The organism is Chloracidobacterium sp. (assembly GCA_016720705.1).
Taxonomy (GTDB): domain Bacteria; phylum Acidobacteriota; class Blastocatellia; order Pyrinomonadales; family Pyrinomonadaceae; genus OLB17.
On sequence record JADKKB010000007.1, the window covers coordinates 1,416,552 to 1,442,626 of the forward strand.

The 26,075-nt window shown below is 52.3% G+C and carries 26 protein-coding genes; 14 read left to right on the plus strand and 12 right to left on the minus strand.

The genetic code is table 11. The features are described from left to right. Positions 1-38 precede the first annotated feature (38 nt). A complete protein-coding gene (locus tag IPQ00_13520) occupies positions 39-1,052 on the minus strand; it encodes a radical SAM protein (protein MBL0241580.1) in 1,014 nt (337 codons plus the stop codon). A gap of 94 nt (positions 1,053-1,146) precedes the next feature. On the opposite strand from IPQ00_13520, the gene IPQ00_13525 reads away from it, so the two are divergent. After that, the gene (locus IPQ00_13525; protein ID MBL0241581.1) at positions 1,147-1,548 is read left to right on the plus strand and encodes a hypothetical protein; all 402 of its coding nucleotides are present in this window, start codon (positions 1,147-1,149) and stop codon (positions 1,546-1,548) included. A 10-nt stretch (positions 1,549-1,558) separates the two neighbouring features. Here IPQ00_13525 and IPQ00_13530 read toward each other — a convergent pair whose 3' ends face one another. The 3 genes from IPQ00_13530 to IPQ00_13540 are packed head-to-tail and all read right to left on the minus strand — an operon-like array spanning position 1,559 to position 4,552. Next, complete coding sequence (locus IPQ00_13530; protein ID MBL0241582.1) at positions 1,559-2,089, minus strand: GNAT family N-acetyltransferase; 531 nt, start codon at positions 2,087-2,089, stop codon at positions 1,559-1,561. A 31-nt stretch (positions 2,090-2,120) separates the two neighbouring features. Further along, complete coding sequence (locus IPQ00_13535; GenBank protein ID MBL0241583.1) at positions 2,121-3,320, minus strand: glycosyltransferase family 1 protein; 1,200 nt, start codon at positions 3,318-3,320, stop codon at positions 2,121-2,123. 53 nt (positions 3,321-3,373) lie between these two features. Beyond that, entirely contained in the window at positions 3,374-4,552 is a 1,179-nt protein-coding gene (locus IPQ00_13540; GenBank protein MBL0241584.1) for an acyl-CoA dehydrogenase, read from the minus strand. Positions 4,553-4,634: 82 nt separating this feature from the next. Here IPQ00_13540 and IPQ00_13545 point away from each other — a divergent pair, with 82 nt between their 5' ends. Beyond that, the gene (locus tag IPQ00_13545) at positions 4,635-5,708 is read left to right on the plus strand and encodes a flippase-like domain-containing protein (protein MBL0241585.1); all 1,074 of its coding nucleotides are present in this window, start codon (positions 4,635-4,637) and stop codon (positions 5,706-5,708) included. Here IPQ00_13545 and IPQ00_13550 read toward each other — a convergent pair. From IPQ00_13550 to IPQ00_13560, 3 genes are all read right to left on the minus strand, one after another. Further along, positions 5,705-7,492, minus strand: coding sequence for an SLC13 family permease (locus IPQ00_13550; GenBank protein ID MBL0241586.1), 1,788 nt, complete (start codon positions 7,490-7,492; stop codon positions 5,705-5,707). The two genes, IPQ00_13545 and IPQ00_13550, sit on opposite strands and share 4 nt — an antisense overlap. A 162-nt stretch (positions 7,493-7,654) precedes the next feature. Continuing rightward, positions 7,655-8,896 carry a VCBS repeat-containing protein gene (locus IPQ00_13555; GenBank protein MBL0241587.1) on the minus strand — a complete coding sequence of 414 codons (1,242 nt, stop codon included), beginning with the start codon at positions 8,894-8,896 and terminating at the stop codon, positions 7,655-7,657. After that, positions 8,874-9,212 (minus strand): hypothetical protein, encoded by a 339-nt coding sequence (locus IPQ00_13560; GenBank protein ID MBL0241588.1) that lies wholly within the window; start codon positions 9,210-9,212, stop codon positions 8,874-8,876. The genes IPQ00_13555 and IPQ00_13560 overlap by 23 nt, the downstream gene beginning before the upstream one ends. A 135-nt stretch (positions 9,213-9,347) precedes the next feature. On the opposite strand from IPQ00_13560, the gene IPQ00_13565 reads away from it, so the two are divergent. The 3 genes from IPQ00_13565 to IPQ00_13575 all read left to right on the plus strand — a co-directional run bounded on the left by IPQ00_13565 (position 9,348) and on the right by IPQ00_13575 (position 12,988). Next, positions 9,348-11,120, plus strand: coding sequence for an alpha/beta fold hydrolase (locus IPQ00_13565; GenBank protein ID MBL0241589.1), 1,773 nt, complete (start codon positions 9,348-9,350; stop codon positions 11,118-11,120). 14 nt (positions 11,121-11,134) lie between these two features. Continuing rightward, complete coding sequence (locus IPQ00_13570; GenBank protein ID MBL0241590.1) at positions 11,135-12,679, plus strand: serine hydrolase; 1,545 nt, start codon at positions 11,135-11,137, stop codon at positions 12,677-12,679. A gap of 96 nt (positions 12,680-12,775) precedes the next feature. Next, complete coding sequence (locus IPQ00_13575) at positions 12,776-12,988, plus strand: hypothetical protein (protein MBL0241591.1); 213 nt, start codon at positions 12,776-12,778, stop codon at positions 12,986-12,988. Positions 12,989-13,062: 74 nt separating this feature from the next. Here the strand turns inward: IPQ00_13575 and IPQ00_13580 are convergent, their stop codons facing one another. Genes IPQ00_13580 through truB form a run of 3 tightly spaced genes read right to left on the minus strand, consistent with a single transcriptional unit; the run spans position 13,063 to position 15,720 of the window. Beyond that, entirely contained in the window at positions 13,063-13,803 is a 741-nt protein-coding gene (locus IPQ00_13580) for an aminotransferase class IV (protein MBL0241592.1), read from the minus strand. Continuing rightward, positions 13,804-14,805: an alpha/beta hydrolase gene (locus tag IPQ00_13585; GenBank protein MBL0241593.1), complete on the minus strand. Its 1,002-nt coding sequence runs from the start codon at positions 14,803-14,805 to the stop codon at positions 13,804-13,806. Positions 14,806-14,826: 21 nt separating this feature from the next. Further along, positions 14,827-15,720: a tRNA pseudouridine(55) synthase TruB gene (gene truB / locus IPQ00_13590; protein MBL0241594.1), complete on the minus strand. Its 894-nt coding sequence runs from the start codon at positions 15,718-15,720 to the stop codon at positions 14,827-14,829. Between the two features lie 38 nt (positions 15,721-15,758). Between truB and IPQ00_13595 the strand changes: the two genes are divergently transcribed. From IPQ00_13595 to IPQ00_13630, 8 genes are all read left to right on the plus strand, one after another. Further along, a complete protein-coding gene (locus tag IPQ00_13595) occupies positions 15,759-16,313 on the plus strand; it encodes a RecX family transcriptional regulator (protein MBL0241595.1) in 555 nt (184 codons plus the stop codon). A 191-nt stretch (positions 16,314-16,504) separates the two neighbouring features. Further along, positions 16,505-17,059, plus strand: coding sequence for a fasciclin domain-containing protein (locus IPQ00_13600; GenBank protein ID MBL0241596.1), 555 nt, complete (start codon positions 16,505-16,507; stop codon positions 17,057-17,059). Between the two features lie 229 nt (positions 17,060-17,288). After that, positions 17,289-17,870: a peptide-methionine (R)-S-oxide reductase MsrB gene (gene msrB / locus IPQ00_13605; protein MBL0241597.1), complete on the plus strand. Its 582-nt coding sequence runs from the start codon at positions 17,289-17,291 to the stop codon at positions 17,868-17,870. A 93-nt stretch (positions 17,871-17,963) separates the two neighbouring features. Then, positions 17,964-18,794, plus strand: coding sequence for a hypothetical protein (locus IPQ00_13610; protein ID MBL0241598.1), 831 nt, complete (start codon positions 17,964-17,966; stop codon positions 18,792-18,794). Position 18,795: 1 nt separating this feature from the next. Continuing rightward, entirely contained in the window at positions 18,796-19,158 is a 363-nt protein-coding gene (locus IPQ00_13615; protein MBL0241599.1) for a hypothetical protein, read from the plus strand. Positions 19,159-19,160: 2 nt separating this feature from the next. Next, complete coding sequence (locus IPQ00_13620) at positions 19,161-19,790, plus strand: response regulator transcription factor (protein ID MBL0241600.1); 630 nt, start codon at positions 19,161-19,163, stop codon at positions 19,788-19,790. Beyond that, entirely contained in the window at positions 19,787-20,419 is a 633-nt protein-coding gene (locus tag IPQ00_13625) for a class I SAM-dependent methyltransferase (protein ID MBL0241601.1), read from the plus strand. The genes IPQ00_13620 and IPQ00_13625 overlap by 4 nt, the downstream gene beginning before the upstream one ends. A gap of 150 nt (positions 20,420-20,569) precedes the next feature. Further along, the gene (locus IPQ00_13630) at positions 20,570-21,268 is read left to right on the plus strand and encodes a pirin family protein (protein MBL0241602.1); all 699 of its coding nucleotides are present in this window, start codon (positions 20,570-20,572) and stop codon (positions 21,266-21,268) included. 35 nt (positions 21,269-21,303) lie between these two features. Here IPQ00_13630 and thrA read toward each other — a convergent pair whose 3' ends face one another. Then, positions 21,304-23,748 carry a bifunctional aspartate kinase/homoserine dehydrogenase I gene (thrA, locus tag IPQ00_13635; GenBank protein MBL0241603.1) on the minus strand — a complete coding sequence of 815 codons (2,445 nt, stop codon included), beginning with the start codon at positions 23,746-23,748 and terminating at the stop codon, positions 21,304-21,306. Further along, positions 23,745-25,037: a threonine synthase gene (gene thrC / locus IPQ00_13640; GenBank protein ID MBL0241604.1), complete on the minus strand. Its 1,293-nt coding sequence runs from the start codon at positions 25,035-25,037 to the stop codon at positions 23,745-23,747. The genes thrA and thrC overlap by 4 nt, the downstream gene beginning before the upstream one ends. A 66-nt stretch (positions 25,038-25,103) precedes the next feature. Between thrC and IPQ00_13645 the strand changes: the two genes are divergently transcribed. After that, positions 25,104-26,021, plus strand: a complete 918-nt coding sequence (locus IPQ00_13645; GenBank protein ID MBL0241605.1) for a homoserine kinase — start codon at positions 25,104-25,106, stop codon at positions 26,019-26,021. Positions 26,022-26,075: the final 54 nt, after the last annotated feature.

Sequence of the window (26,075 nt, forward strand, 5' to 3'; positions counted from 1 at the left end):
GTTGTACGTGTTTTAAGTCAATGTGCTCATTCGATGGACTAGAAAAGCTTAGGTTGGAAAGGGGCGGCGACCCGATCGGGCTCGGCGGGCTTTTCGTGCCGGCGAAATCCGAGGCGCTTTGCGTGAAAAGCGAAAAGCTTTTTCGTCACTTCCCATTGCTCGGTCTTGCCGGTCATACGGTCTTTGTAGGTCGCGTGGCGGAGTGTGCCGCCGCGTTCGCGTTTCATCGTATTAATGATCTTAGTCACACGGGTCGGCGGCAGACGGTCGTGCATTTTTTGGACAAAATACGCCTCGATCGAATCGGTATCGAGGTGCAGCATCGACATAAATGCCCGTTTTGCACCGCACTCCTTGGCGCGTTCGAGCAGGCCGGGAATATCCGATTCATTATAGCCGGGAATTACGGGCGCGATGCCGATGCCGACCTCGATACCGGCATCGGCGATCTCGCGCATTGCACGAAAGCGCGCCTCGGGAACCGGCGTGTACGGCTCAAACGGGTTTGACCTCTCTTTTGTAAGAAACGGCATTGAAAAGAAAACCGAAACCTTTTCGAGTTTTTTCAAAAGGTCGATATCGCGAGTCACAAGTGGCGCTTTTGTAATTACGGTGACCGGCACGCGAAAATCAACGCAGACCTCGAGACATCTGCGCGTCAGTTCGTAGTTCGCCTCCAGAGGCAGGTACGGATCCGTAGCGAATGAGAAATCGAGGTGCGGCATCTTGTCCCGGCATTTCTTTAACTCCTGTCTCAGCAACTGCGGGGCGTTGGGTTTGACGACGATCTTGGTCTCAAAATCAGTTCCGGCACCGTAGCCGAGGTATTCGTGATATTGCCGTGCAAAACAGTAAGTACACCCGTGAACGCAACCGCGATAGCAATTGACCGTGTAGCGCCAGCCGCCATCCGAGTCGGACGAAAACGCTTTCGTTATAACTTTTTTTGTGGCAGTTTCCTCAAACACCTCTAGCTTGGTCGGCGGCGGTTCACCAACGTATTCGGATGAGTATTGAGAATAGGGATTCGGGGGATTTGTGATCTGTCGCACAGATGAAAGGATATCCCATACCTTAATATTGAGCAAATTCGTTTGCTTACGTTCGTCATCAAATCAGACTATCGTTCGAAAGGGAGTAGAGAATATGTCAACTTATGAACTAAAGCGTCCGTTTTTAACGTCAGCTTACATATTGGCTTCAAATGTATCGGTCGGTAACATAACGGAATTGAAGGTGGGCCGTATAAGCGATAGTGAGATCGGGTCGCTTGTCGGTGCCCTCTACGTACTTCACAGTTATTTTGCAAAATGGGCTGTAGTAACGATCAGCTCAAGCGGAATACTAGCGTTTTCGCCGGAAAAGCAGGACACGCTTAGAAAGGCTTCCGGGGTTACGGTTTTTGTGAGATATGCGAGCGTTTATGAACAAACCGATCCCGGAATGATAAATATTATGAATGGCCTTCCGGCAAATCGGCCGCCTATGACCAAACAGCAGATCAAGGAGGCTACCGAAGTTGCCGACCGCATGCGCGAGTTATTGTAATTCGGTGACATCAGATCGCCCGTTGCATCAGCAGATCGGTCTGCGGGTCGTTTCCGAGTTGGAAGACGTGGCGGCCGACCTGGCGGAAACCGTTCTTTTCGTAAAACCTTTGCGCACGCGGATTATACTCCCAGACGCCGAGCCACATAACGTCGTGGGCATTTTCGATCGCAAACTCAAAGCAGGCGTCCATCAGATTTTGCCCGACGCCTTTGCCAATGTACTCCTGATGTGAATATAGCCGCGAAAGCTCGATAGGGCGTATCGCTGTGATGCCGTGTTCGGTGCTGTCGAGGATCAATTTGGCATAGCCGGCAGCCTTGCCATCGACCTCTGCTATTAGAAAGATCGAATTTGCCTCTGCCAACTCAGCCGTGATCTGATCGACATTGAACGCCTGCCGCATATAGTGGTTGAGATCGTCCGGCGCATTCTTAGGGTGATGGGCGAACGCATCCCAGAAAGTGGTGTACGAGAGATCGGTGAGCAGTTTCGCATCAGCTATCGTTGCCTCGCGTATACGGATCAAATCATCTTCCATCTTTTATGAATAGTACCATTCAAACCGTAGTCTATAATAGGTCCTCGATTGCGTCGCAGCTATCTTTTATGCCGTTCTCATCTACAACAATTTTCGAGATCGCCCGAGCTTTCTGCAAATAGGCCGGATCACCAAGTAGATCATTTAATAGAACGACCGCAGATGCTGCGTTGTATTTATCTCTCGATATCGTCCGCCCGACGCCAAGCCGTTCGACCCTTGCTCCGTTGTCCGGTTGGTCAAAACTGTATGGCATTACAAGTTGCGGAACGCCGGCCCGCAAAACCTGTGCGGTCGTTCCGACCCCGCCCTGGTGAATGACGCAGGCCGCTCGAGATAAAACTTCGGAAAACGGAATATAGTCAAAGACCGCAATGTTATCCGGTAGATCCTGTCTTAGCTCATTCTGGCCGACCAGCAAGATCGCACGTTTATTCAGCTTTTTCACCGCTCTAATGCTCTCTTCATAGAACATTCCGGCGGTTCGAACGGCGGCCGATCCTAGCGTGAAAATTAACGGGGGGTCGCCCGCGTCAAGAAATTTTGCAAGAGCCGCTGGAATTTCCGCGCTATGATCTTGTTTATCATAGAAGACAAATCCTGTTTGTACAGTATTTTCCGGCCAATCGGGTTGTGGGGAGGCGATGATCTGAGAAAACATCGCGAGATTCAGATGAGGCGAAAATTTGTCGTGGAACAGCAGTTCATCTAGTTCGGTGAGGCCGAGTTCGCGGCGAAGATCGGCCAATGGCTTGGTCCAGCTCTTGCTCATCCGCTTTCCGATCCCTAACAAAGCCTGATGAAAGATCGTCGGAGCGTTGCGCAGGTATTTCGTCCACGGCAACGGTGCAAGAACGGACGGATCATAGGCCGAAAAAAATGCCGAGGGCTGTAAAACTGCCATCGCCCATTTAAGGCCTTTCTGTTCGGCGAGAACCTTGGTTGCGAACACGAGTTCACCCGAAATGATGAAATCCGCCTCCGATGCAATGTCCGAAAGATCATCATACATTTCACGCAAACGGGGCATAAAAAGCTCACGGATAATAAACTCCGGCCCCTTTTTAAGATCCATAACGTGCCGCATAAGTTCCGGATCATCCGGCGACATATTTGGCCGCATTGGCTTGAAGTCGAGCCCTATAGCCTCGATCTTTTCACGATAGAATTCGGTGGTGACGATCGTCGTCCGATGCCCGCGTTTTTCAAGTTCAATAGCAAGGGCGATCATCGGATGAAGATCGCCCAAAGAACCTATCGTGGTTAGTACGATATGTTTGCCCACTATTTTCCGCTCATTATCAGCTTTGCGATTGTCTGCAGCTGCATATTTGACGTGCCCTCATAGATCGCTCCGATCTTTGAGTCGCGCCAGAATTTTTCGACCGGATAATCTTTGACGTAGCCGTAGCCGCCGAAGAGCTCGATGGCCTTGGACGCCACCGCCTCGGCACAGCGCGACGAGTAGAGCTTGGCCATTGCCGCTTCCTTGAGAAAAGGCTTTCCGGCGTCTTTTAGGCGGGCGGCATTGTAAACCAGAAGCCGTGTGGCTTCGATCTCGACCGCCATTTCGGCAAGCTGAAACTGGACGGCCTGAAAATTATTGATCGACTGTCCGAACTGCTCTCGTTCGGCGGTGTATTTGAGAGCTGCCTCGTACGCCCCCTGAGCGATGCCGAGCATCTGGGCACCGATTCCGATGCGGCCCTCGTTGAGAGTTTCGATCGAGACCTTGTAGCCCTTGCCGACCTCGCCAAGCACGTTCTCTTTCGGCACTTTACAGTTGTCGAGGATCAGTTCGGTGGTGCTTGAGGCCCTGATGCCGAGTTTGTCTTCTTTCTTGCCGACGGTAAAACCCTCGAACTGCTTTTCGATGATGAATGCGGTAATTCCACGGTATCCGGCGGCCGGATCGATAGTGGCAAAGGTCACAAAGATCTCGGCTTCGTTGCCGTTGGTGATCCAGAGTTTTTGGCCGGTTAATTCCCAATAGTCGCCCTTGTCGACCGCTCGGGTCGTGAGAGCAAACGCGTCCGAGCCCGAACCGGCTTCACTGAGTGCGTACGCCCCGACCCTGCCTTCGGCGAGCTGAGGCATATATTTCTTTTTGAGTTCGTCGCTGCCCCAACGCATAAAAGCATTGGTGACGAGCGTGTTATGAACATCGACAAACACCGACACACTGGCATCAACACGCGCGAGTTCCTCGATGGCGAGGATCGCGTTAAAGATCGTCGAACCGGCACCGCCGTATTCCTCAGGCGATTCGATAGCCATCAGGCCGAGTTCGAAACATTGCTTGATAAGTTCGGGGTCGAGCTTTGCAGCTTGCTCCATATGTTCGACTCGCGGCCGTACTTCACCCTCGGCAAATTCGCGAACCGAAGACCGGAACAGTTCCTCTTCTTCGGATAAAACAGTCAGGCCGGCATTTGATAAGGCGGTTCCAGTTGCAGTACTCATAATTTAATTCCCTTCAAGTGTTTTGTTATTTAGGTTTCGATAAAATACCATTTTAGTCACTAGTAGGCTTAAAGGCAACGCAGTGAACCCTGAACAAGACGCCGAAGATCACGGCCCACCACCAACTAAAAAGTCCAATGGCAATCTCGGCCGACTCAAACTCGCGGGCGCGATCCTGACCGTGTTGGGAATCGCTCTGTTTGCGTATTTTATATACTCGGTCGGGTTTAGCGAATTGATCGGCGGCATTTCGCGGTTCGGGACAGTCGGTTTCGCCATAATTCTGGTGATCTTTTTTCTGCGGATGGCAACGAGGGCAAGTGCGTGGTCACTGTCTGTTTACGAGCCATATAAGCTCAGCTTTCGCGACACAATGCCGGCGGTCGTGATCGGCGAGGCGATGAGCAGTCTCATTCCGCTCGGAATTGTTGTAAGCGGTACGTCAAAGGCACTTGCCGTCAGGCACCGCGTCCCGCTTGTCGTCGGGCTCTCGTCAGTTGCGACGGAAAACCTTTTCTATAGTCTGCTGACCAGTATTTTCCTGATCGTCGGATCGATCACGATCCTGCGCAGTTTCACGCTTGATGAAAGTTGGGTCGTGACGATCGATATTGCGATCGGCCTGATAATTGCGGTCCTGATCTTTCTGTTTCTGCTAGTGATCCGACAATGGCACATCGCCAGTGAACTCTGCGAAAAGTTGTATCAACGCGGATTTGCACGCGGGATCCTGGAACACGGCCGGCTTCAGGTTCGCCTTTTCGAGAATATGATATTCGGCTTTTATCGACGCTATCCTAAGCGTTTCCTGCCGATCTGTCTGCTCGAAGCGTTGTACCACGCACTAGGTGTGATCGAGGTTTGGTACATACTTAGCCGGCTTTCCGACGCATTCCCGACCTTTCTGACGGCATTTTCGCTTGAGACTGTAAGTCGTCTGATCACGATCATCTTCAAATTGATACCGATGGCGATCGGGGTCGATGAGGCCGGTGCTCAGTTTATAGGTGAGACCGTCGCTTTGGCCGCAGGTGTCGCCGTGACGGTCACTGTGATCCGAAAGGGCCGGACGCTTTTCTGGACCGTTATCGGACTGATATTGACCTTAAAACGCGGCTTTTCGTTTCGCGATCTCTTCAACTTTCGGGGCCATTAGAGCGGCCAAAAGATCGGCACCATAACTATCGATACAAAAAAGACGATGATAGTAAGGATCGTGCCGACCTTCACAAAATCCATAAAACGATACCGTCCCGGCGTGTAAACCAGCACACACGCGGGTTCGAGCGGCGTGATAAACGAGAATGATGCAGCGTACGTTACCGCCACTATAAATGTGCGTGGATTGACACCGAGAGCGATGGCCGCCTTGACCGCCACCGGCAGCACGACGAGAGCGGCAGCCTGATTTGACATCGGTTGAGTGAGTGCCACAGTCAGAATGAAGAAGCCCGCCAGCACCGCATTACTTCCATATTGCGCAAAATGTTCATTGATGAGCGACGCCAAATAAATATCCGCCTTGGTGTTTTCCATTGCGACGCCAAAACTCATCATACAGGCGATCAAAACCAACAGACGAAAATCTATCAGCGAATACATCTCGCTGTAACGAACTGTTTTGGTCGCAAGCAAGACCATAACGCCGGCGAGTACACATACCGCAAGCGGCACATCAAATCCGATCGTGACCTTTGTCAGCGAAAGTGCGAGGAACAGGCCAAATGCGGCCATCGCCCATTTACGCTTTTCGACGCGGACGGTGGCGTCCGAAACATCGTCAAGCAAAAGCACCTCGCGATCGTCTACGAGTGGTTCGATCCCGTCCCGCTTGCCCTGAACAAGCAGAACGTCACCGAATATGAACCGTACGTCACTTAATTTGTTGACGAATGTCTCACCGTGACGGTTGACCGCCAATACGGTCAGATCGTAGGTTTGTCGAAATCTGAGGCCCTTGAGCGACTGGCCGACCAGTCGCGAATCACGCATCACCAAGAGTTCGAAAAGTTCGACATCCTCACTCTCAAGATCGACGTCGTTAAGCAAGATATCGGGCTTGATCTCGAGTCCGACCGCCTCTTTTACGCGCAGAATATCGCTGACCTTACCCTCAACGATCAGTGAATCGCGCCGCTGGATACGCTCGCTCGACCCCGGAGCCGATATGCGCTCACCGTCACGAACGATGCCGAGGATCGTGAGCTGGAGTTCGGTATTGATGCCGGCCTCGTCCAGAGTTTTACCGACAAGCGGCGAATCGGGCAGGACTATCAGTTCGGAGATATAATCTCGGATATTGTATTGCTCGGTAAATGACTCTTCGCCGCCGCGGCTCGGCAACATCCGCCGGCCGATCAGGAGCATATATATCATCCCGACCGAAAAGGTAATGATTCCGACCGGCGCAAGCTCAAACATCGAGAATGGTGCTTGGCCATAACGCTGGATCGCGCCGCTGACCGCAAGATTGGTCGATGTGCCTATGAGTGTGCAGCTGCCGCCGAGGATAGCCCCGAAGGCAAGCGGCATAAGCAATTTTGACGGCGGGATCTTGGCTTTGGCGGCGAGTCCGACCACGACCGGTAGAAACATCGCTGTGGTGGTCGTATTCTTGAGAACCGAAGCTCCGATCGCCGCGGCGAGCATTATCAGGGCTGTGAGGATAAACTCACTATCGCCTGCCATCTTATGCATTCGGCGGCCGAGCATATCGACCATCCCGGTTTTGATCAGTCCCCCGACCAATATAAAAAGTCCGCCGATCGTAATTATTATGTCGTTGCCAAATCCGGCCACCGCCTCGTGCACCGTCAGAACGCGGGTCAGTATCAGACCCATCACCAGCAAAATACCGATGACATCAACGGGCAGTTTCTCGCTAGCGAATAAAACGATCGCTACTAAAAGGAGAATGAGGGTTATAGCGATTGGCGACATTTCGCCCTAAGGATAACTAAGTTTACTGATTTTGAAAAGAAGTAATTTGGAAACTGAGAGCAGATTATGTGTTTTGCTTAGATAGGAATCGAGGTGTGTGTGCTTAGTGGCAAGCCGATGATCGACTTGCCACTTATTTGCGATCGATAGCTGTCAGTGCTGCTATTGAGCACCGCCCTGGACAGGGATATCGCCGTTTGCACCGAACGGGTATGCAAAGAATGTTGAGAAGTTGGTGCTGCTTCGAAGAACAAAGAAATTACCGTTTGACGGACGCCAGATCGCGATGTCACTGATGCCATCCTTGTCGTAGTCAGAAACCACGGGCTTATCGCCCGGCGATCCGAACGTAGCCCCGAGGGTTGTGCCGTTCGAACTGCGTTTGAAGAACCAAACGCCGGTCGATGGCCTGTAGATCGCCAAGTCAGCCTTGCTGTCGCCGTCGAAATCACCGTCGATAGGTATGTCGCCGTTAAGTCCCCAATTCTCCTGTTCGAAGGTGTTGCTTCCCGAATTCAGTCGAAACCACGTACCGGAGCTTGGTCGGAAAACAGCGGAATCAGAGAAACCGTCACCGTCAAAATCGCCGCTGTGGAATTGCGTAGCGTGTGGTTCGCCGTAGATAAAATCGTCCATTGCGATCACGTCAACTCCGCCGGTTCCATCGACGTTGCCTGCTAGGAGTGGAGCGTTGCCCGACAATATTTCTACACGGGCGATCTTTTCTCCGGCATTAAATGAAACGCCAACAAATGACAACCCGTTATTCGCTGCCGCTATGGACAACGGGGTTGTTAGCAGACGTCCGTCCGTACCGTAAACGCGCATTATCGCATTGGTATTATTGTCAACGTCGCAGAAGACGGCGCCAAATCCGCTGACTCCGGCCGGAATGCCGGTACCGGGAATAAAAAATTGGATCGACAGCACGTTTGAATTGGCCGTAGTGCTTCTGACGGCAAACAGCCTTTCTGAGCTAAACGTCTGAAAGATCGATGAGTAACTAGCGTTGATATTGCCAAAGCGGACCGCAGTCCCCGACGCGGTACTAGCACTGACTATAAAGTTAGAGGTATCGTTACCGACGTTCGACGCAGGCGACCCGAAGATCACGCCGCGCGGACTGTTTGAATTAAAGAAATTGGCCGGGAAAAAGTTTGGGGCAGCGAATGCATCCGGCACGCCGTCCCAATTTATCTCACGCCTGCCGGTCGCGAAGGTCGAAGCGGTGTTTGGATTTAGAACCCCGCCGAGATCGACGCGAAACTGATCAACCGTTGCCTGGATCGCGGCCGCGTTCGCTCCATTTGCAGTGCGAAATATTGGCGTAGCCGATGCAATGGTTGCCAGTGAAAGTAGCACGAAACCGCTAACTATGGTTTTAAGGTAATGTCTTTTCATCATTTTGATCTCCTATCATTTTTATCTGTTTGGTTGTTGATCTCATTGCTGCCAGCAGTGACGGCAGGCAGAGCGTGATGTCGCCACCGTTTGCCGCACGGAAATGGCCGCTGCCATTCGCAAATTTGAAAATATTGTCGGCATTCGTCTCGAACAGTTCCGCAGCGTCTGTGAGCCTGACAAAGTCCGCTTCGGTGCCGCACTTATCGCAATGGGCAAGTGCGGTCCTTGCACGTTTGCGTATGAGGCGAATCTGTTCATATTCGACGACTATCTCTCGTTTTCCCTTAGGCGTCATATTTTGTTCTAAACTGCACATTTTTTACGCTAAAACAGTTATAATCTTCCTCACCAAGTTTGGTCTTTAGTTTTTTGTGAAGTTTTTCTGAAAGATTTCTGAGGATGTCTTTCGGTTTGGTACAACGTCTGCCAGCCGTAAATTATAGCGATCAGAATGAGCAGATCCTCCAACGAGATATATACCTTTGGCAATTTTCGCCTCGATTCGACCGAGCGGTCGCTGACCGATGGTGGGCGGTCGGTCACGCTGGCACCCAAGGTCTTCGACACGCTCCTGATGCTGGCCGCAAATGCCGGCCGTGTGCTCAGTAAAGAGCGGATGCTCGATGAGGTTTGGGAAGGTAGCTTTGTCGAAGAGAATAATCTCGCACAGAATATCTCTCAGCTTCGGCGAATATTGGGCGCTGAAATGATCGAGACCGTGCCAAAATTCGGCTACCGATTCATTGGCGAGCTTTTGATCGACCAAAGGCTGACGACGGAACCCGAAGTCTTCGAAACGATCAGGGCACGAGTGTACTTCGATGACGGAACACAGAGCATTGATAAAGGCGCTCCCCACATTCACACGACATCTTCGCCGCTTCTCGTCCGGCACACACCGGAAACGCGTTATGTGCAGAATGGCGACGTAAATATCGCATATCAAGTTGTCGGCGATGGTCCGGTCGATATTGTATTTGTGATGGGTTGGGTCTCGCACCTCGAGTATTTTTGGAAACATCATCTTTTTGCTTCGTTTCTCGAACAACTCTCGTCATTCTCACGTCTGATATTGTTTGATAAGCGAGGCACTGGCCTTTCGGATCGCGTTCCGATCGATCATTTACCGACGCTTGAACAGCGAATGGAAGACGTTCACGCCGTGATGGACGCCGTTGGATCGGAGCGTGCGGTTCTGGTAGGAGTTAGCGAAGGTGGACCGATGTGTTCACTATTTGCAGCGACCTATCCCGAACGTACCGCAGGACTCGTAATGATCGGCACCTATGCCAAACGGATCTGGGACGAAGATTATCCTTGGGCTCCGACCGAAACTCAACGTGCTGCGTTTATCGATCTGATGCGTCGCGAATGGGGCGGCCCCGTTGGCATCGATGAACGCTCACCGTCGATGGCAGGTGACCTGGAATTTCGTAACTGGTGGGCCGAGTATCTTCGCAACGGCGCAAGCCCCGGAGCGGCCGTTGCCCTCACACAAATGAATGCTGAGATCGATGTCCGCGGCGTTTTGCCGTCGGTTCGGGTTCCGACGCTCGTTATTCATCGCTCGGGCGATATGTGTCTTAAGGCGGACGAAGGCCGTTTTGTCGCGGGACAAATTCCTGACGCAAAATATGTCGAGCTTGGCGGAATTGACCATTTGCCGTTCGTCGGGGACCAGGCCGAAATTCTTGACGAGATCGAACAATTTGTCACCAGCGTTAGATCTGCCGGCGAATACGACCGTGTTCTCGCGACCGTAATGAGTGTCTCGTTTGCCGATCCGGATGCCGAATCGGCTAGACGCGGCACCATTGAATGGGCGAATTTCATTGCTCGCGCAAAATCATTTGTGCATCGTCAATTGCCAATGTACAAGGGACGCGAAGTTTCCCTCGGCGACGAAGAAATTCTGGCCGCATTTGACGGTCCGGCCCGTTCGATCCGATGTGCCAAAGCGATAAACGATTCGGCAAAACTGCAGGGCGTCGCCCTCAAGATCGGACTGCACACGGGCGAATGTGATGTTTCCGGCGATAATTACAGCGGTTATGCCGTCGAACTCGCCCGCAACATCGCGCGGCTCTCTGAGAGCGGCAACATTTTGGTTTCGAGAACTGTAAAAGATCTGGTTGCAGGTTCCGGCTTGACCTTTGTCGAGTTCGGCGTTCGCTCGTTCGACGGCGTCGATTCCGAGTGGCGTTTGTTCGAGGTCGTCAATTGATATTAAATAGGTATATGAAAAGACTCATCACGATTTCACTCTTTCTGCTCTTTGTTCCGGCGTATGTATTTACCCAGACTCTCGACGCGAAGCTCGCCGAGATCGACGCCTATGCTCAGACCGTGATCGACACGTGGAAATCCACTTCCGGTGCGGGTATGGCGATCGCCATCGTAAAGGATGACAAGGTCGTGATGCAAAAGGGCTACGGGATCCGCGAACTCGGCAAGCCCGATAAGATCGATGAAAACACGCTCTTTGCGATCGCATCGAACTCAAAGGCGTTTACGACCGCGAGCCTTGCCATCCTCGTCGATGAAGGCAAGATCGGCTGGAACGACAAGGTTGCTAAATACCTGCCCGATTTTCAGATGTATGATCCGTGGGTGACCAACGAACTGACGATCCGCGATATCGTCTCGCACCGCGTCGGGCTCGATACTTTTAGCGGCGACCTGTTGTGGTATGACACGACGTATTCGACCGACGAGATGCTGCGTCGGGTGCGGTATTTGAAGCCCGTCTCCAGCTTTCGCTCGAGATTTGGCTATCAAAACCTAATGTATATCGCAGCCGGCCGGATCGTCGAAAAGGTCTCGGGCAAGCCGTGGGCCGACTTCGTCAAAGAACGTATTCTGTCGCCGCTCGGTATGAATCGCACTACGACGAGCGTCCGTGACCTCAAGGATAACTTCGCAATGCCGCATAACGAATCCGGTGGTAAGTTGCGTGCTCTTCCGCTTGGATTTCTCGATAATGCGATCGGTGCCGTGAGATTGAACTCATCGGCCGCGGACCTTTCGAAATGGATCCGGTTGCAGCTCGGACGCGGCACTGTCGATGGCAAAAAGATCTTCAGCGAGGCACAAAGCTGGCAAATGTGGGCTCCAAACACCTTACAGCCGATCTCCGAGGGAGCGTCAAAAAGTAACCCGACACGACATTTTTCGGCCTACGCAATGGGCTGGGGCACTTACGATTACTATGGCCGCAAGATCATCAACCACAGCGGCGGCCTCGACGGTATGCTGTCCTACACGGTGCTGATCCCGGAGGAGAAAGTCGGCTTTGTCATCCTCACAAACAGCGAATCGCCTGCGTTTCAGATAATGATGAACAAGATCCGCGATATGTTCGTCGATGCACCAAAGCGCGATTGGAATATGGAGGCTGAGAGACAGGTCGCCGGCGGCAAGGTTGCTGATGCCGAGGAAATAGCAAAGATCGATGCCGCACGAGTGCCAAACACCAAACCGTCGCTTGTACCCGGCGGTTACGCGGGAACATACTCCAGCCAGATGTACGGCGACGTTACGGTGGCAGACGAAAACGGCAAACTCGTAATGCGGCTCGGGCCGGCGCCGAATTTCGTCGCCGATCTCGTCCACTGGCAGTACGACACCTTTGAGATCAAGTGGCGGCCGTCGGTAAAATATAATTTTCCGCGTGGCTTCGTCACCTTCACCATAGACAAAAACGGCAAGACCGACCAGCTTAAGATCGATCAGCCGAACAACGATTTTTGGTTCTATGAATTGGATCTGCGAAAGGTAAAATAGCGGTAGATTCGACAAAATCACGTGATTTGTGTCAGAATTCTTTTTCGATTAAAACTTTATATCGATCAGACAGTATTTAGGAGACTTTTAATTTAGATGTCAGAAGAAGCAGTACAGGCCGCTGAGGCGCCCGAAGTAGTAGCAGTTGAGGCCGTCGAAGAACCCGAAGATGTGTCTTACCAAGCCGTCGAAAAAGACGGTTCAGTAACGGCAATCTGGGAAATGCAGGGACAAAAACACCTCCGCACGATCGACCCGCGTTCGAACGAGGGCAAACAGATCCTCGCACTTTTCGAAACGGCAGCCTAATAGCGGTTTTAATAGTGAATTACACGAATGTTTGCAAAGCGTGGCTTTGTGAGCGTTCGTGTTTTTTAGCGCCTTCACGGCACAAGGTGAAGTATCGGATGTTCGATAGGATCAAGGGCTCTATGATCCAGATCATTTACCCTGACCACGCCAAGTCCGGCCGAGCTGAGAAATACAGCATCGACGGCTGTGAGCGTGTCGATCGGTGCATTAACTTCCTCGCAAACGAGGTTTTCGATGATGTATTCGCGCGTAGTGCCCGGCAAGCAACCGGTCGAGACGTGCGGCGTAAAAAGTACTCCTTGCTTTAACCAATAAATATTCGACATACAGCCGCCGGTCATTTCACCGTGGTCATTGATCCGAATTCCCTCATTAAAGCCGCGCAAACGCACCTCTTCGATCGCTAAGATATTCTCCAGATAGTTGCACGATTTCACGCCGGTGAGCGGTGAATGCTGATTAACTCGATACGGAGACTCGGTTAGGCTAAATTTCGGCGGCAAACTGCGCCGCTCTGCCGTGATGATCGACATTGCGGTGTTTTCAACCGAGACAGACGGCCAATACAAACCCGCTCTCTGATCGAGAAAAGTGATTCGTGCCCGTCCGTCGCGAACGCCATCATCTTGTAACGCTTGCTCAAGTTTGCCGACGACAATATTCTCGGCAAATGCTGACATATCAATGCCAACCTTTGCCGAATCGCGTTTTAACCGGGGCCAGTGCTTGTCCCAAAATAGCGGCGCTCCCGCACGGATCGCGACGGTGGTAAAGATGCCTTTGCCGTAAAGCTCGGCGTTAGACGACCTCATCTATGCCACCAATTGCGATGTGTCTTCGTCGCGAGCGGCGATCTTTCCTTTTCGGTCGTGGCAAAACTCTGTCACAAGCTCGGTGAATAGTTCGCTTTTTTCTTCCGGCGGCACGTGGCCGCAGTCTTTTAGGATGACGAATCGCGAGTTCAGTATCTCTTCGTGCATCTTGTAGCCGTGCTTGATCGGTATCACCGTGTCCTGGTCGCCCCAGATAATGAGCGTCGGTTGATTGATGAGGTTGGCGTCCTGCTCGAGGCGGCTGGCGTGCCAATTTCGAGCCGTCGCCAATACCGAATGATGTGCATCGGCGGCAAAAAGCGGCCGGCGGATCGATTCGATCCGATCGTCGGTGATCAGATGGTGATTTACCTTGGCGAGCGTTCCCTGCATTCGCAGACGTAGAAACATTTTGGAATCGATCAGAAACGGCGTCACAGCCTCGCCGATCCCGGGCACTGATGTCAGGCGGAGCAGCGGATGTTCTTTCGGCTCGTCGTTGCAGACGGCGTCGACGAGCACGAGTTTTTCGACCATTTCGGAGTAATCGAGGGTAAGGTTAAGTGCGACTGCCCCGCCGTATGAACTGCCGACGACCGTTGCACGGCCGATGCCGAGACGATTCATCAATCGGGAGATCATCCGCGCCTGAGACTGGATCGAGTAGTCGAACCAACGCGGTTTTTCGGAGTAGCCAAAACCAAGCAGATCGATCGCGATGACGTGAAACCCGGCGGCGGCCAGCATCGGTGCCGTTGTCTTCCATACATATACCGATGCCGTATAGCCGTGTATCAGTACGATCGGCGGCTTAGATGCGTCGCCGAATTCCTGATAGTGAACGGTTGCGCCGTCAACGTGTATAAAGTGCGAATTTTCGGCGTGCGGCACCTTGTCAGCGACCGACTCCCAATTGACGGTGTCATCCCGGGTCAGCATTTTGACCGCGACTGCCGCACCGACTGCCCCGCCCAATGCCAATGCAATATTTCGTTTCTTCATAAGCGACCTTCTGCCGACATTTTATACCATAACGACCCGAGGACGAACGGAATTCTCCGCCGCATCAAAGTTTCCTATCGCGACGAGTTGGCCGTCCTCGTCGATCATTCTGACGGTTGCGCCATCGGCGAATAGGTCTTCATAAATTCGCGTGGACAGCCCACTGCGGGTTTTGCTCACGCGATCAGTGTTCAGCGTAAGCGCCGAAAGGTGTCCGACGGCTTCTTCCATAGGGATCAGGGCGGCGGTCGGCTCATCCAGTTTCGCCAGATCGTCGAGTGTGATGCTTCGTGTCAGATCAAACCGTCCGGCGCGAGTTCGACGCAATTCCGTAAGATGAGCTCCCACGCCGATCTCTCGCCCAATATCTTCGGCCAATGTACGGATGTACGTTCCCGCGGAACACGCAACACGCATCCGGAGCGAATCGGCCGCTGACTCGATCATTTCGAGACTATTGATAGTGACCTTGACAGCCTTTCGTTCGACGGTCTCGCCCTTTCTTGCCAGTTCATATAGTTTTTGCCCGTCGATCTTTTTGGCTGAATACATCGGCGGCACCTGATCTATCTCACCGCGAAATAGAGCTAGCACCTTTTCCAGATCCGTTGCTGCAAGCTTGGCGGCGAGTTCATCGGCCGTCATCCCGCTTTCCGCACTTTTCAGTCCCGTCACGTCGCCCGTATCCGTTTCAAACCCAAACCGCACGAGCGCCTCATACTCTTTTTCGTCCTTATCCAGAAACTGTGCAAGGCGAGTCGCCTGGCCGACGAGAATGACCATCACGCCGGTCGCAAATGGGTCGAGTGTACCGGTGTGGCCAACGCGCTTTGTCTTGAGAATTCGCCGAACGCGATACACCACGTCGTGCGATGTGATGCCGGCCGGTTTGTCGATGATGAGTACGCCGTTCATAATATCTGCGAATAAGGATTCTAACAGGTAACCGCTTTATGTGGCGAAAACGATCAGGCACGCCCGACGAAACAAAACGCGTCGTCAAGGACGCAGAGCGTTCACGCAGTAGGACTATGAACCGCGCCGTCCGGCTACTTGCCGCAAAACCTCGATCCGTACGCGAGCTTCGCGAACGCCTGCTCGAAAAGCTGTGGACCGACGAGACGATCGTGGACGCAGTTATCGAAAAGCTAAAGGGCTATAAGTATCTTGACGACGAGCAGTTTGCTCGTGACGTCGCAGTGTCAAAGCTGAGGCAAAAGCCGCAGGGAAAACGCCGCCTGCAACAGTCGATGTCGCAAAAGAAACTGGACAAAGATGTCGTCGATCGTGCGATAGCTGAGGCGTTTGAAACGATGCCCGAAAATGAGTTGATCGACCAGGCGATCGCCAAGCGACTTCGCCTAAAGGGTCGGCCCGAAACCCGCGAAGACACGAAAAAATTTTACGACCACCTTCTGCGGCAAGGCTTTGGCTTTGACCTGATCCGCGAAAAGATCTCAACGGTCGTCAAGGCTCGATTTGACGAAGAATCCGGCGGCGACGACTGATCCATCTCCCGTCCGAAACCCAAGATCGGGCGAATATTTTCCACACCGCATAGAGGTCTAAATGACCCTTCCAAAATCAATCGCCGAAAAAAGTTTGAATCCGATCGACCGACTATCGCGAAAACCTCATCAAAGGGAAGTTAAAAACCTTTTGGAAAACTAATTAAAAAGAACAAGGGAGATATTCGGTAATGAAAACATTTTTTGGATTTGCAATTTTGGCTCTAGGTTTTGCTTTTGGTTCAAACGCGGTGGTCGCTCAGGACAATCCGATGGTCGGCGGTGCAGAAATGTACAAGACCAAGAACATCGTTGAGAACGCGGTTAACTCAAAAGACCACACGACACTCGTCGCAGCCGTGAAGGCCGCCGGTTTGGTAGACACTCTTATGAGTGCGGGACCGTTTACAGTTTTTGCCCCGGTGAACAGTGCATTTGATAAGTTGCCTGCCGGCACTGTCGAAACGCTGCTCAAGCCTGAAAACAAAGCGACACTGGCCAAGATCTTGACCTACCACGTTGTCGCTGGCAATCTCGACGCAAAGTCGGTGATGAAAGCGATCAAGAAAGGCAATGGTAAGGCAGAGTTGACCACCGTTTCTGGCGGCAAGATCTGGGCGATGATGGACGGTAAGAATGTTGTGATAATGGACGAAAAGGGCGGCAAGTCGACCGTCACGATCGCCGATGTCAAGCAGTCGAACGGCGTCATCCACGTAGTTGATTCAGTTTTGTTGCCAAATTAGTAGTTTTAGGCAGCACGGCTCTGCGGCCGATGGCAAATATTACAAGGGTTTGGTCACAAAGCACTTCCACGTAGTATTGCTTTGTGACCAAACAGGGAAAGTCCATCTGCCGCTGAGCCGAACTTATTTATCACCTCACGATCGAAAGTCCGTCACGGACAACATTCTAAAAGCGGCATCTCACCCGACCGACACTGTGTCACACGGGGTATAATTCGGAACTAAGGAAATGAAAAAAATCAGTTTTAAGATCTCATTGTTGGTCAGTGTGGCAGCGTGTGTCGCATTTAGCTTTGCCGCGATCTTTTCAAACACCGATGGTTCACGCATCTCGGCGGCAGCACGCCCGTCGGCAACCCCCGCCAAGGCAGTAGCGGCCACGCGGGCATTGGAGTTCACCGATGGCGAATTTGACGGAAAGGAACTGATCAAGACCGATGCCGAATGGAAAAAAGAGCTTTCTGGGCCGGCATATTACATCCTCCGCCAGGCGGGTACCGAGCGTCCCTACACGAGCCGTCTGAATGGTAACAAAAAGGCCGGCACTTATTATTGTGATGCCTGCGGGCTCGCACTATTCAGTTCAAAGGCAAAATTCGAGTCGGGAACCGGATGGCCCAGCTTTTATGAACCGATCTTCAAAAAGAACGTGATCGAAGTATCGGATAAGACTCTCTCGGAGGAACGCATTGAGGTCGATTGCGCCCGATGTCATTCGCATCTCGGCCACGTTTTTGACGACGGTCCAAAGCCGACCGGGCTACGCTATTGTATGAACGGTGACGGCCTGAGATTTAAGGCCGCACAATAGAACATTTTTTGATCGAATAAAGCCGGATGCTCTTGAGTGTCCGGCTTTTTGGCGAAAATGCAACGATTTGCGTCTTTGTGTTAAAGTTTCCTTATGACCGGAAATGAGATCAGAGCGAGTTTTTTGGAATATTTCGAACGCCACGGGCACAAGGTTGTTTATTCATCACCTTTGCTGCCGGCGGACGACCCGACGCTTCTCTTTACAAATGCGGGAATGAATCAATTCAAAGATGTCTTTCTCGGAAACGAAAAGCGTGACTACACGCGGGCCGTCTCGTCGCAAAAATGCGTGAGGGCGGGCGGTAAGCATAACGACCTCGACGAGGTCGGCAAGACGGCACGCCACCACACGTTTTTCGAGATGCTTGGCAATTTTTCATTTGGTGATTACTTTAAGAAAGAGGCGATCGAATTCGCTTGGGATTTCCTGGTTAATGAGTTGAAGCTCGACGAGACGCGGCTGTGGTTTTCGGTCTTTGAGGGTGACGGCGAGGTCGGCCCCGATGATGAAGCCCGCGAACTTTGGATTACGGCCGGTGCCAAGCCCGAACGCGTCCTGGGTTTTGGCCGCAAGGACAATTTCTGGCAAATGGGCGATACCGGGCCGTGCGGGCCGTGCTCAGAGATACATTATTATATGGGCGACGACCCCGGTGACCCGGAAAGAAATCATCCTAAATGGGTCAATGGCGAGGGCGACACGACGATGGAGGTCTGGAATCTCGTCTTTATGCAGTACAACCGCACGCAGGAGTCGGACGGCACGTTTAAGCTAACGCCGTTGCCTGCACCGTCGGTCGATACCGGTATGGGACTCGAAAGGATCACGGCTGTAATGCAGCACGTTAAGTCCAACTATGATACCGACCTGATCCGTCCGATCGTCGAATTTGCCGCCGGACTTTCGGCCGCAAAGGTCTAGGATGAAGCTTGTCAGAAATATAGCCGCAGTTGTGTGCGGCTATCTGATCTTTGCAGTGTCGGCAGTCGCATTATTTAAGCTCAGCGGGATCGACCCGCACGCAGACTACGGTTTTGCGCTAAGATGCGTCGTCGTTTCGGCCGGTATCGTTTTCGCATTTGTAGGTGGGTACATTGCCAAACTCATCGCCGCGTCAAGATCACTGACCGTCAACCTCGTCTTGGCGCTCGTAGTTGCGGGCTTTGCTGCCTTTTCGTTATTTAAGTCAGTCGGCGAGCATTACACTCAGATCTCAGCGATCTTACTCTTTGCTCCCGCCTCCGTTTTAGGCGGATATACAAGGCGCCGAGCGGAAATAGTATAGAAATGTCCGATACGATCACGACATTGGTTATCGAAAGCCACTCTCTAACGCGGCTTGGGATCAAAACTGCGATCAATGCGACAAGTGACATCGCGGTTGTCGGCGAGTCTGACAGCGCATCGGATGGTTTTAGTCGATTTGTCGAAATGTCGCCTGACGTTACCATACTCGGACTACGGTTTCCGGATTCCTGCACGATCGATGATCTGGACAACTATTTTATCGAAAGACCCAAGGCAAAGATCATCGTACTCGCCGACCATGCGGGCGACGCCGAGATAAGCCGCGCACTTACCAAGGGTGCCCTAGGCTATATCTGCAAGGATGTTTCGGCCGAGGAGTTGCTGACCGCGATCCGCGTAGTCGCCGGCGGTAACAAATATATCCCTAACGATATTGCTCAGATACTAAGCGAAAATATCGGCAAAGAAGAACTGACCCCTGCCGAGTCCAACGTCCTGCGAATGGTCGTCGGCGGAATGTCGAATAAGGAGATAGCATTCGCACTCGATGTTTCCGAAAACACGATCAAGTCACATATTCAGAACATCTTTGGAAAGATCGGCGTCTCGGACCGCACATCAGCGACTATGACGGCTATCAAGCGCGGATTAGTGAGGATAGACATATGATATTTACGGACCAGATCATCGATTATGCCGAGCGGCACACGTCGGACGAAAGCCCTTTGCTGAGCGAACTTCGTCAACATTGTTTCAAAAACTATGACGATCGGTCGATGCTGTCCGGATTTGTGCAGGGACGCGTCTTGTCGATGTTTTCGCATATGATCCGTCCGCAGATCGTGCTCGAGATAGGGACGTATCTTGGGTATTCGGCACTGTGCTTTGCAGAGGGTTTGGCCGAAGGCGGCAAGGTAATTACTTTAGACGTACAGCCGGACACTAATCGGGTCGCCCGTGCGTTTGTGCAGAAAAGTATTTATGCTGACCGGATCGAGTTTCATCTTGGGAATGCAGTCGATATAATTCCGACGCTACCCGAGACATTTGATCTGGTGTTCATCGACGCTGACAAGCCCAACTATCCCAACTATTTTGATCTCGTGATCGACAAGGTGCGTCCGGGCGGCTTTATCATCGCTGACAATGTTCTGTGGAGCGGCAAGGTTCTGGATAGTGAAATGGATGAGAACACCCGGGCACTTGATGAATATAACCAGAAGATCCTGGCTGACGAACGCGTCGAGAATGTACTGCTGCCGATCCGCGACGGGTTGATGGTTGCGAGAAAGCGATAGTCCGCCGCGAGTGGAGATACAATCAATGTTGCTTGGGGTGAATATGATAGCCGAGCGCATCTCACCCAAATGTATTAGACATTGCCTGCCACATTTGATGGTTTCAGTCGACCTTATTTCTTGTAATCTCATATATAAGGAGATAGAGAGATGATAAACATCAGAAGATCAAACGATCGCGGACACGCCAACCACGGTTGGCTCGACACACGGTTTACATTTTCATTCGCAGACTATTACGATGCTCGGTTTATGGGTTTTCGCGACCTGCGGGTCATAAACGAAGACTATATCGAACCTGCACGGGGATTTCCGAAACACGGACATCGCGATATGGAGATCATTACCTATATGATCGACGGCGAACTGTCACATCGCGACTCGATGGGTAACGGCGAAACCGTTCGACCCAATGAAGTGCAGAGAATGACCGCGGGAACAGGCGTTTTGCACAGCGAGTATTCGTCGGACACGGACCGAACGCATTTGCTGCAGATCTGGATCTTGCCTGAAAGCAAAGGTCTCGAACCGGGCTATGAGCAGAAGCAGTTTTCTGCAAAAGAAAAGGAAGGACAGTTGAAACTCATAGCGTCACGCGGCGGTGCCGACGGTTCGATCCATATCAATCAAGATGTGAAGCTTTATGCGACGATACTGAATAACGGCGCTCAAGTGTCGCTCGGCCTCGATGCCGGACGTTATGCCTGGGTGCAGTTGATCAGCGGATCAATTGATATAAATGGAGAAGTTTTAAGCTCGGGCGACGGCGCCGCAGTAAGTGACGAAAGTGAACTGTTGATCAAGGCAATCACCGATAATAGTGAATTTTTAGTATTTGACTTGAATTGATCCGGCGTAATTACATTGCGCGTACTTGCCGCAATTTAGCTGCGAGCAGCCCGAATTATATCAGCAAATACTCCGGCAGCGGTGACGTCGGCACCGGCGCCCGCTCCCTTTATGACAAGCGGTTGCTCCGGGTAGCGGTTTGTGTAAAAGAGAACCGCATTATCCTTGCCGGAAAGGTTAGCAAAATTATGGTCGGGCCCGATCGATTGGAGCCCGACTTTTGCTTTGCCATAGTCAAATGACGCGATATATTTGAGTTTTAAGCCCTGGCCCGACGCATCATCTAGTAGGGACCGAAAATGAGTTTCATGGCGTTCCAATTCGCTGTAAAAATCTTCGACACTGCCGGCAAGGCACGATCTTGGTAAGAATCCCGCGTTGTCGATGTCACCGATCTCCATTTCGTTTCCGGCCTCACGTGCAAGTATCAGGATCTTGCGTGCGACATCGGTACCACTTAGATCAAGCCGCGGATCGGGCTCAGTATAGCCCTCGGCTTGTGCCTCGCGCACCACATCGGCGAAGTTGCGCGAACCGTCATAGTTATTGAAAACAAAATTGAGCGTCCCCGACAGCACCGCCTCGATCCGCCGAACCTTATCGCCGCTTCGCAGTAGATCATTGAGCGTGTTAATTACCGGCAACCCCGCGCCGACGTTGGTTTCGAAAAAGAAGTTGGACCCATACTCTCTCGACAGGTCTTTCAGACGTTTATAGCTCTGGTACTCGGACGACGCTGCGATCTTGTTGCAGGCGATGACCGACACCGCCTTTGACAGTAGCTTCGGGTAAGTTTCGACGACGTCCGAACTTGCGGTCACGTCAACAAATATCGAGTTGCGCAAGTTCAGTTTCAGCACCTCATCGGTAAAGTCGCCAATTGTTAAAGATTCCGCCTTCGCCAGTTCGTCCTTGTAAAGAGCAAGGTCAAGGCCTTCGTCGCTGATTGAGGCACATCGGCTATTGGCCACGCCGACGACCCTCAAATTTAGCCGCAGTTCGTCTAGTAAATGTCCGTGTCGGCTACGGATCTGCTCGATCAGCCTCGAACCTACAGTTCCGACGCCCGCGATGAATAGATTCACCTGCTTGTTGCCGTCCGAGAAAAATTCTTCGTGCAGGGTGTTTACCGCTTTGCGCACGTCGGCGGACGAGATTATCGCCGAAATATTACGCTCGCTCGAGCCTTGAGCGATCGCGTGGATATTGATGCCGTTATGGCCGAGCGTCGTAAACATCTTGCCGCTCACGCCGGTGTGGGCTTTCATATTGTCGCCGACGAGTGCGAGGATCGAAAAGCCGCGTTCGACGCGTAGCGGTTCGATACGGCCCCCGACTATCTCAAATTCAAACTCGCGGTCGACTGTCATTTTGGCAATATCGGCCGATCTTTCTTCGATCGCTACGCAGATCGAGTGTTCGGACGAGCTCTGGGTGATCAGAATGACGTTGATCTGAGCTCTCGAGAGAGCGTCAAACAGCCGCTTGGAAAAGCCCGGAATGCCCACCATTCCACTGCCTTCGAGACTCAGCACCGCAAGCTTATCGATACTTGTGATCCCTCTAATGATCTCCATTTCAGCCGAAGATTCTGCTTCGATCAGCGTGCCGATATCGTCGGGGGCAAATGTGTTTTTGATCAAAACGGGAATGCCCTTGGCCATAACCGGTTGGATCGTCGGCGGGTAGATGACCTTGGCTCCAAAGTGCGAGAGCTCCATCGCCTCGCGATACGTAATGTGCGAGATGCGGCGGACGTTTCGTACAAATCGCGGATCGGCCGTCATCATCCCGGAGACGTCTGTCCAGATCTCTAGGATCTCGGCATCAAGTGCCGCGGCGATGATCGCCGCTGTATAGTCTGAGCCGCCGCGGCCGAGGGTGGTCGTGTGCCCCGCCGTGTCGGCGGCGATGAAACCGGGCACAATATGCAGCTTTGCCAATGAATCACCAAAATGATCCTTGATCTGCAGATCGGTTCGCGCAAAATCAACGGAGGCAAAACCGTGATTTGAATCGGTGCAGATCAAGCTCCGGCTATCGATCCATTCGTTTTGAGCCCCTATCTGCGTGAGCTTTTCTGCAACTATTCGGGTCGATACTATCTCGCCAAAGCTTAAAATGCGGTCGAGTGTTTTTGGCGTCAATTCGCGAACAAGTCGGACGCCTTCGCATAAGTTTTCGAGTTCACGCAGCGTCTCATCGAGAAAATCGGATACGCCATTTGTCCGTCCGTCACTAAATAGTTGAGCGATCGCTTTGGCGTGATTTTCGCTGATCTGGCTTAGCGTCTCAATATAGCCGTCATCGCCACGCTCGGCCGAGCGCCCGGCCTCGATCAATGCGTCGGTCGTCCCCTGCATCGCTGACAATACGACGACGCACTCGTCCTGTGCCGCCGCTCCGCAGATGATCGCCGTGACCTTTTCGATCGTTTCGGCACTTGCGACCGATGATCCGCCAAACTTTAGGACCTTCATATCTTACTTAACAATATTTCCCGGACAGCGTTATAGTCATTGCCGACCAACGTGCTTTGCTTAGGTTTTGCCATAAGGTCGGTGACAGCGTCCGGGACACTTACCTTCGTTCCCAGTATCTCATTTACCGAATCGAACTTCACCGGATGGGCGGTTTCCATAAATATTCCGCGTTGGTCCGGATGGCGATCGATATGATCCGCCAGTGCCCTGTACCCGACTGCCCCGTGCGGATCGAGAATGTAATTACATTGTGCATAAACTTCGCGCATCGTCGCTGCGGTCGTGTCGTCGGATATGCTTGCGGCCTCGAGTTTATTAATCAGGTATGGAAAGTCGTGCTCGAACATTTCGAGGATCCGGACAAAATTGCTCGGTGCTCCGACGTCCATCGCGTTTGATATAGTCGCGATCGATGGCCGCGGCTCATATGCAGCGGTATTGATAAATCTAGGCACGACATCATTAGCATTACACGCGGCGATAAACTTCTTAACCGGCAAGCCCGAAATGTGAGCCAGAATGCCCGATGCCAGATTGCCAAAATTACCGCTCGGCACGGAGATCACGGGTGTCTGCCCCTGCCATTGCTTGAGCGCGTAGAAATAATAGAACTGTTGCGGCAACCATCGGGCGACATTTATCGAGTTGGCCGAGGTCAGGTGGACGCGGGATCGCAGTTCGTCATCTGCCAAAGCTTGCTTGGCGATCGCCTGACAATCGTCAAACGTGCCCTGTAATTCCAATGTAGTCACATTTCCGCCGAGCGTCGTTAGCTGCAGTTCCTGCACGTGACTTACCTTGCCGCTCGGATACAATATAACGACCTCGACACCCTCGACTCCGTGAAATCCCGCCGCCACTGCACCGCCGGTATCCCCCGACGTAGCGACCAGCACCATCGTTTTTCGATTGCGGCCCGCAGCAAAATGCCGCAGGCATCGGCTCATAAACCTCGCTCCGACATCCTTAAATGCGAGTGTCGGCCCGTGAAAGAGTTCGAGTGTCGATATGCTCTCCGTCAGTTTCACAAGCGGGAAATCAAAGTCGACCGTTTCCCGGCATATTTCAAACAGTTCGCGATCCGGGATGTCGCCGCCGACGTACGGACGTATGACCTCAAATGCGATCTGCTCGTTAGGCGAATTACGAAATCCGTCCAGAAACTTATGCGTTAGCGATACAAGTTCGGATGGAAAATACAGGCCCATATCGTCGGGTTGGCCCTTCAAAACGGCCTCGCGAAACGATGCGTGAGGCGACTTTCGGTTTGTGCTAAAGTAGTGCATCGGCGAGAAACTCTGAAACGATCTTAGTCATCAAATGATATAACGGTTGGTACCGATTACGAAAATATGGACGAAATTAGTGTACAGTCGCCGGCAACCGTCTCGAACGTCGTGTGCGGATTCGACTGTCTCGGCTTTGCGCTCGAGGAACCATTCGATGAGATGACGATTCGCAAGATATCCGAACCCGTCATCCGCATCACTCACTCGGACGGCTTCGGGCTGCCGACGGATCCGTCCGCAAATGTCGCCGGCGTTGCACTTCGGGCTTTGATCGATGCCGCCGGTGTGGATTTTGGATTTGAGGTCGAGATCACCAAGCATATCAAGCCAGGCAGCGGGATCGGTTCCAGTGCCGCCAGTGCCTGCGGTGCGGTGGTGGCCGCCAACCGCCTTCTCACTCACAGATTTTCGCCCATCGAACTTGTCGAATTGGCGATGGCCGGCGAGATGATCGCATCGGGCTCGCGTCACGCCGATAATCTCGCACCGTGTATCTACGGCGGATTCACGCTCGTGCGTTCGACGGAGCCGCTGGACATCATCGGACTTACTTTCCCTGAGATGTATGCCACGGTCATACATCCGCAGATCGAGGTCAAAACATCGGTTGCTCGCTCAATATTGCCTCGCGAAGTTCCGCTTAAGGAAGCGGTGCGTAACTGGAGCAATCTAGGTGCGCTCGTCGCGGCGTTATCGAAGGGCGATCTGGACCTGATGGCCCGCTCGATGGAGGATACCATCGTCGAGCCCGTCCGCAGTTCCCTAATTCCGCAATTTAACGAGCTAAAAGCAGCCAGTCTTGCCGCCGGAGCGATCGGCGGCGGCATCTCGGGCAGCGGGCCTTCCGTGTTTATGCTCAGCGAAACCCGTGTGATCGCCGAATTTGTAAAAGACGCGATGGACATCGTGTACTCCCCAACAGGCATTGATTACAATACTTACGTCTCGCGGATCAGTCCGAACGGCGTACGATTTGTATAAACTACCGTTTGTTTTTATTTCCAAAGTGACGAAAACTGCTAAGATATAACTACG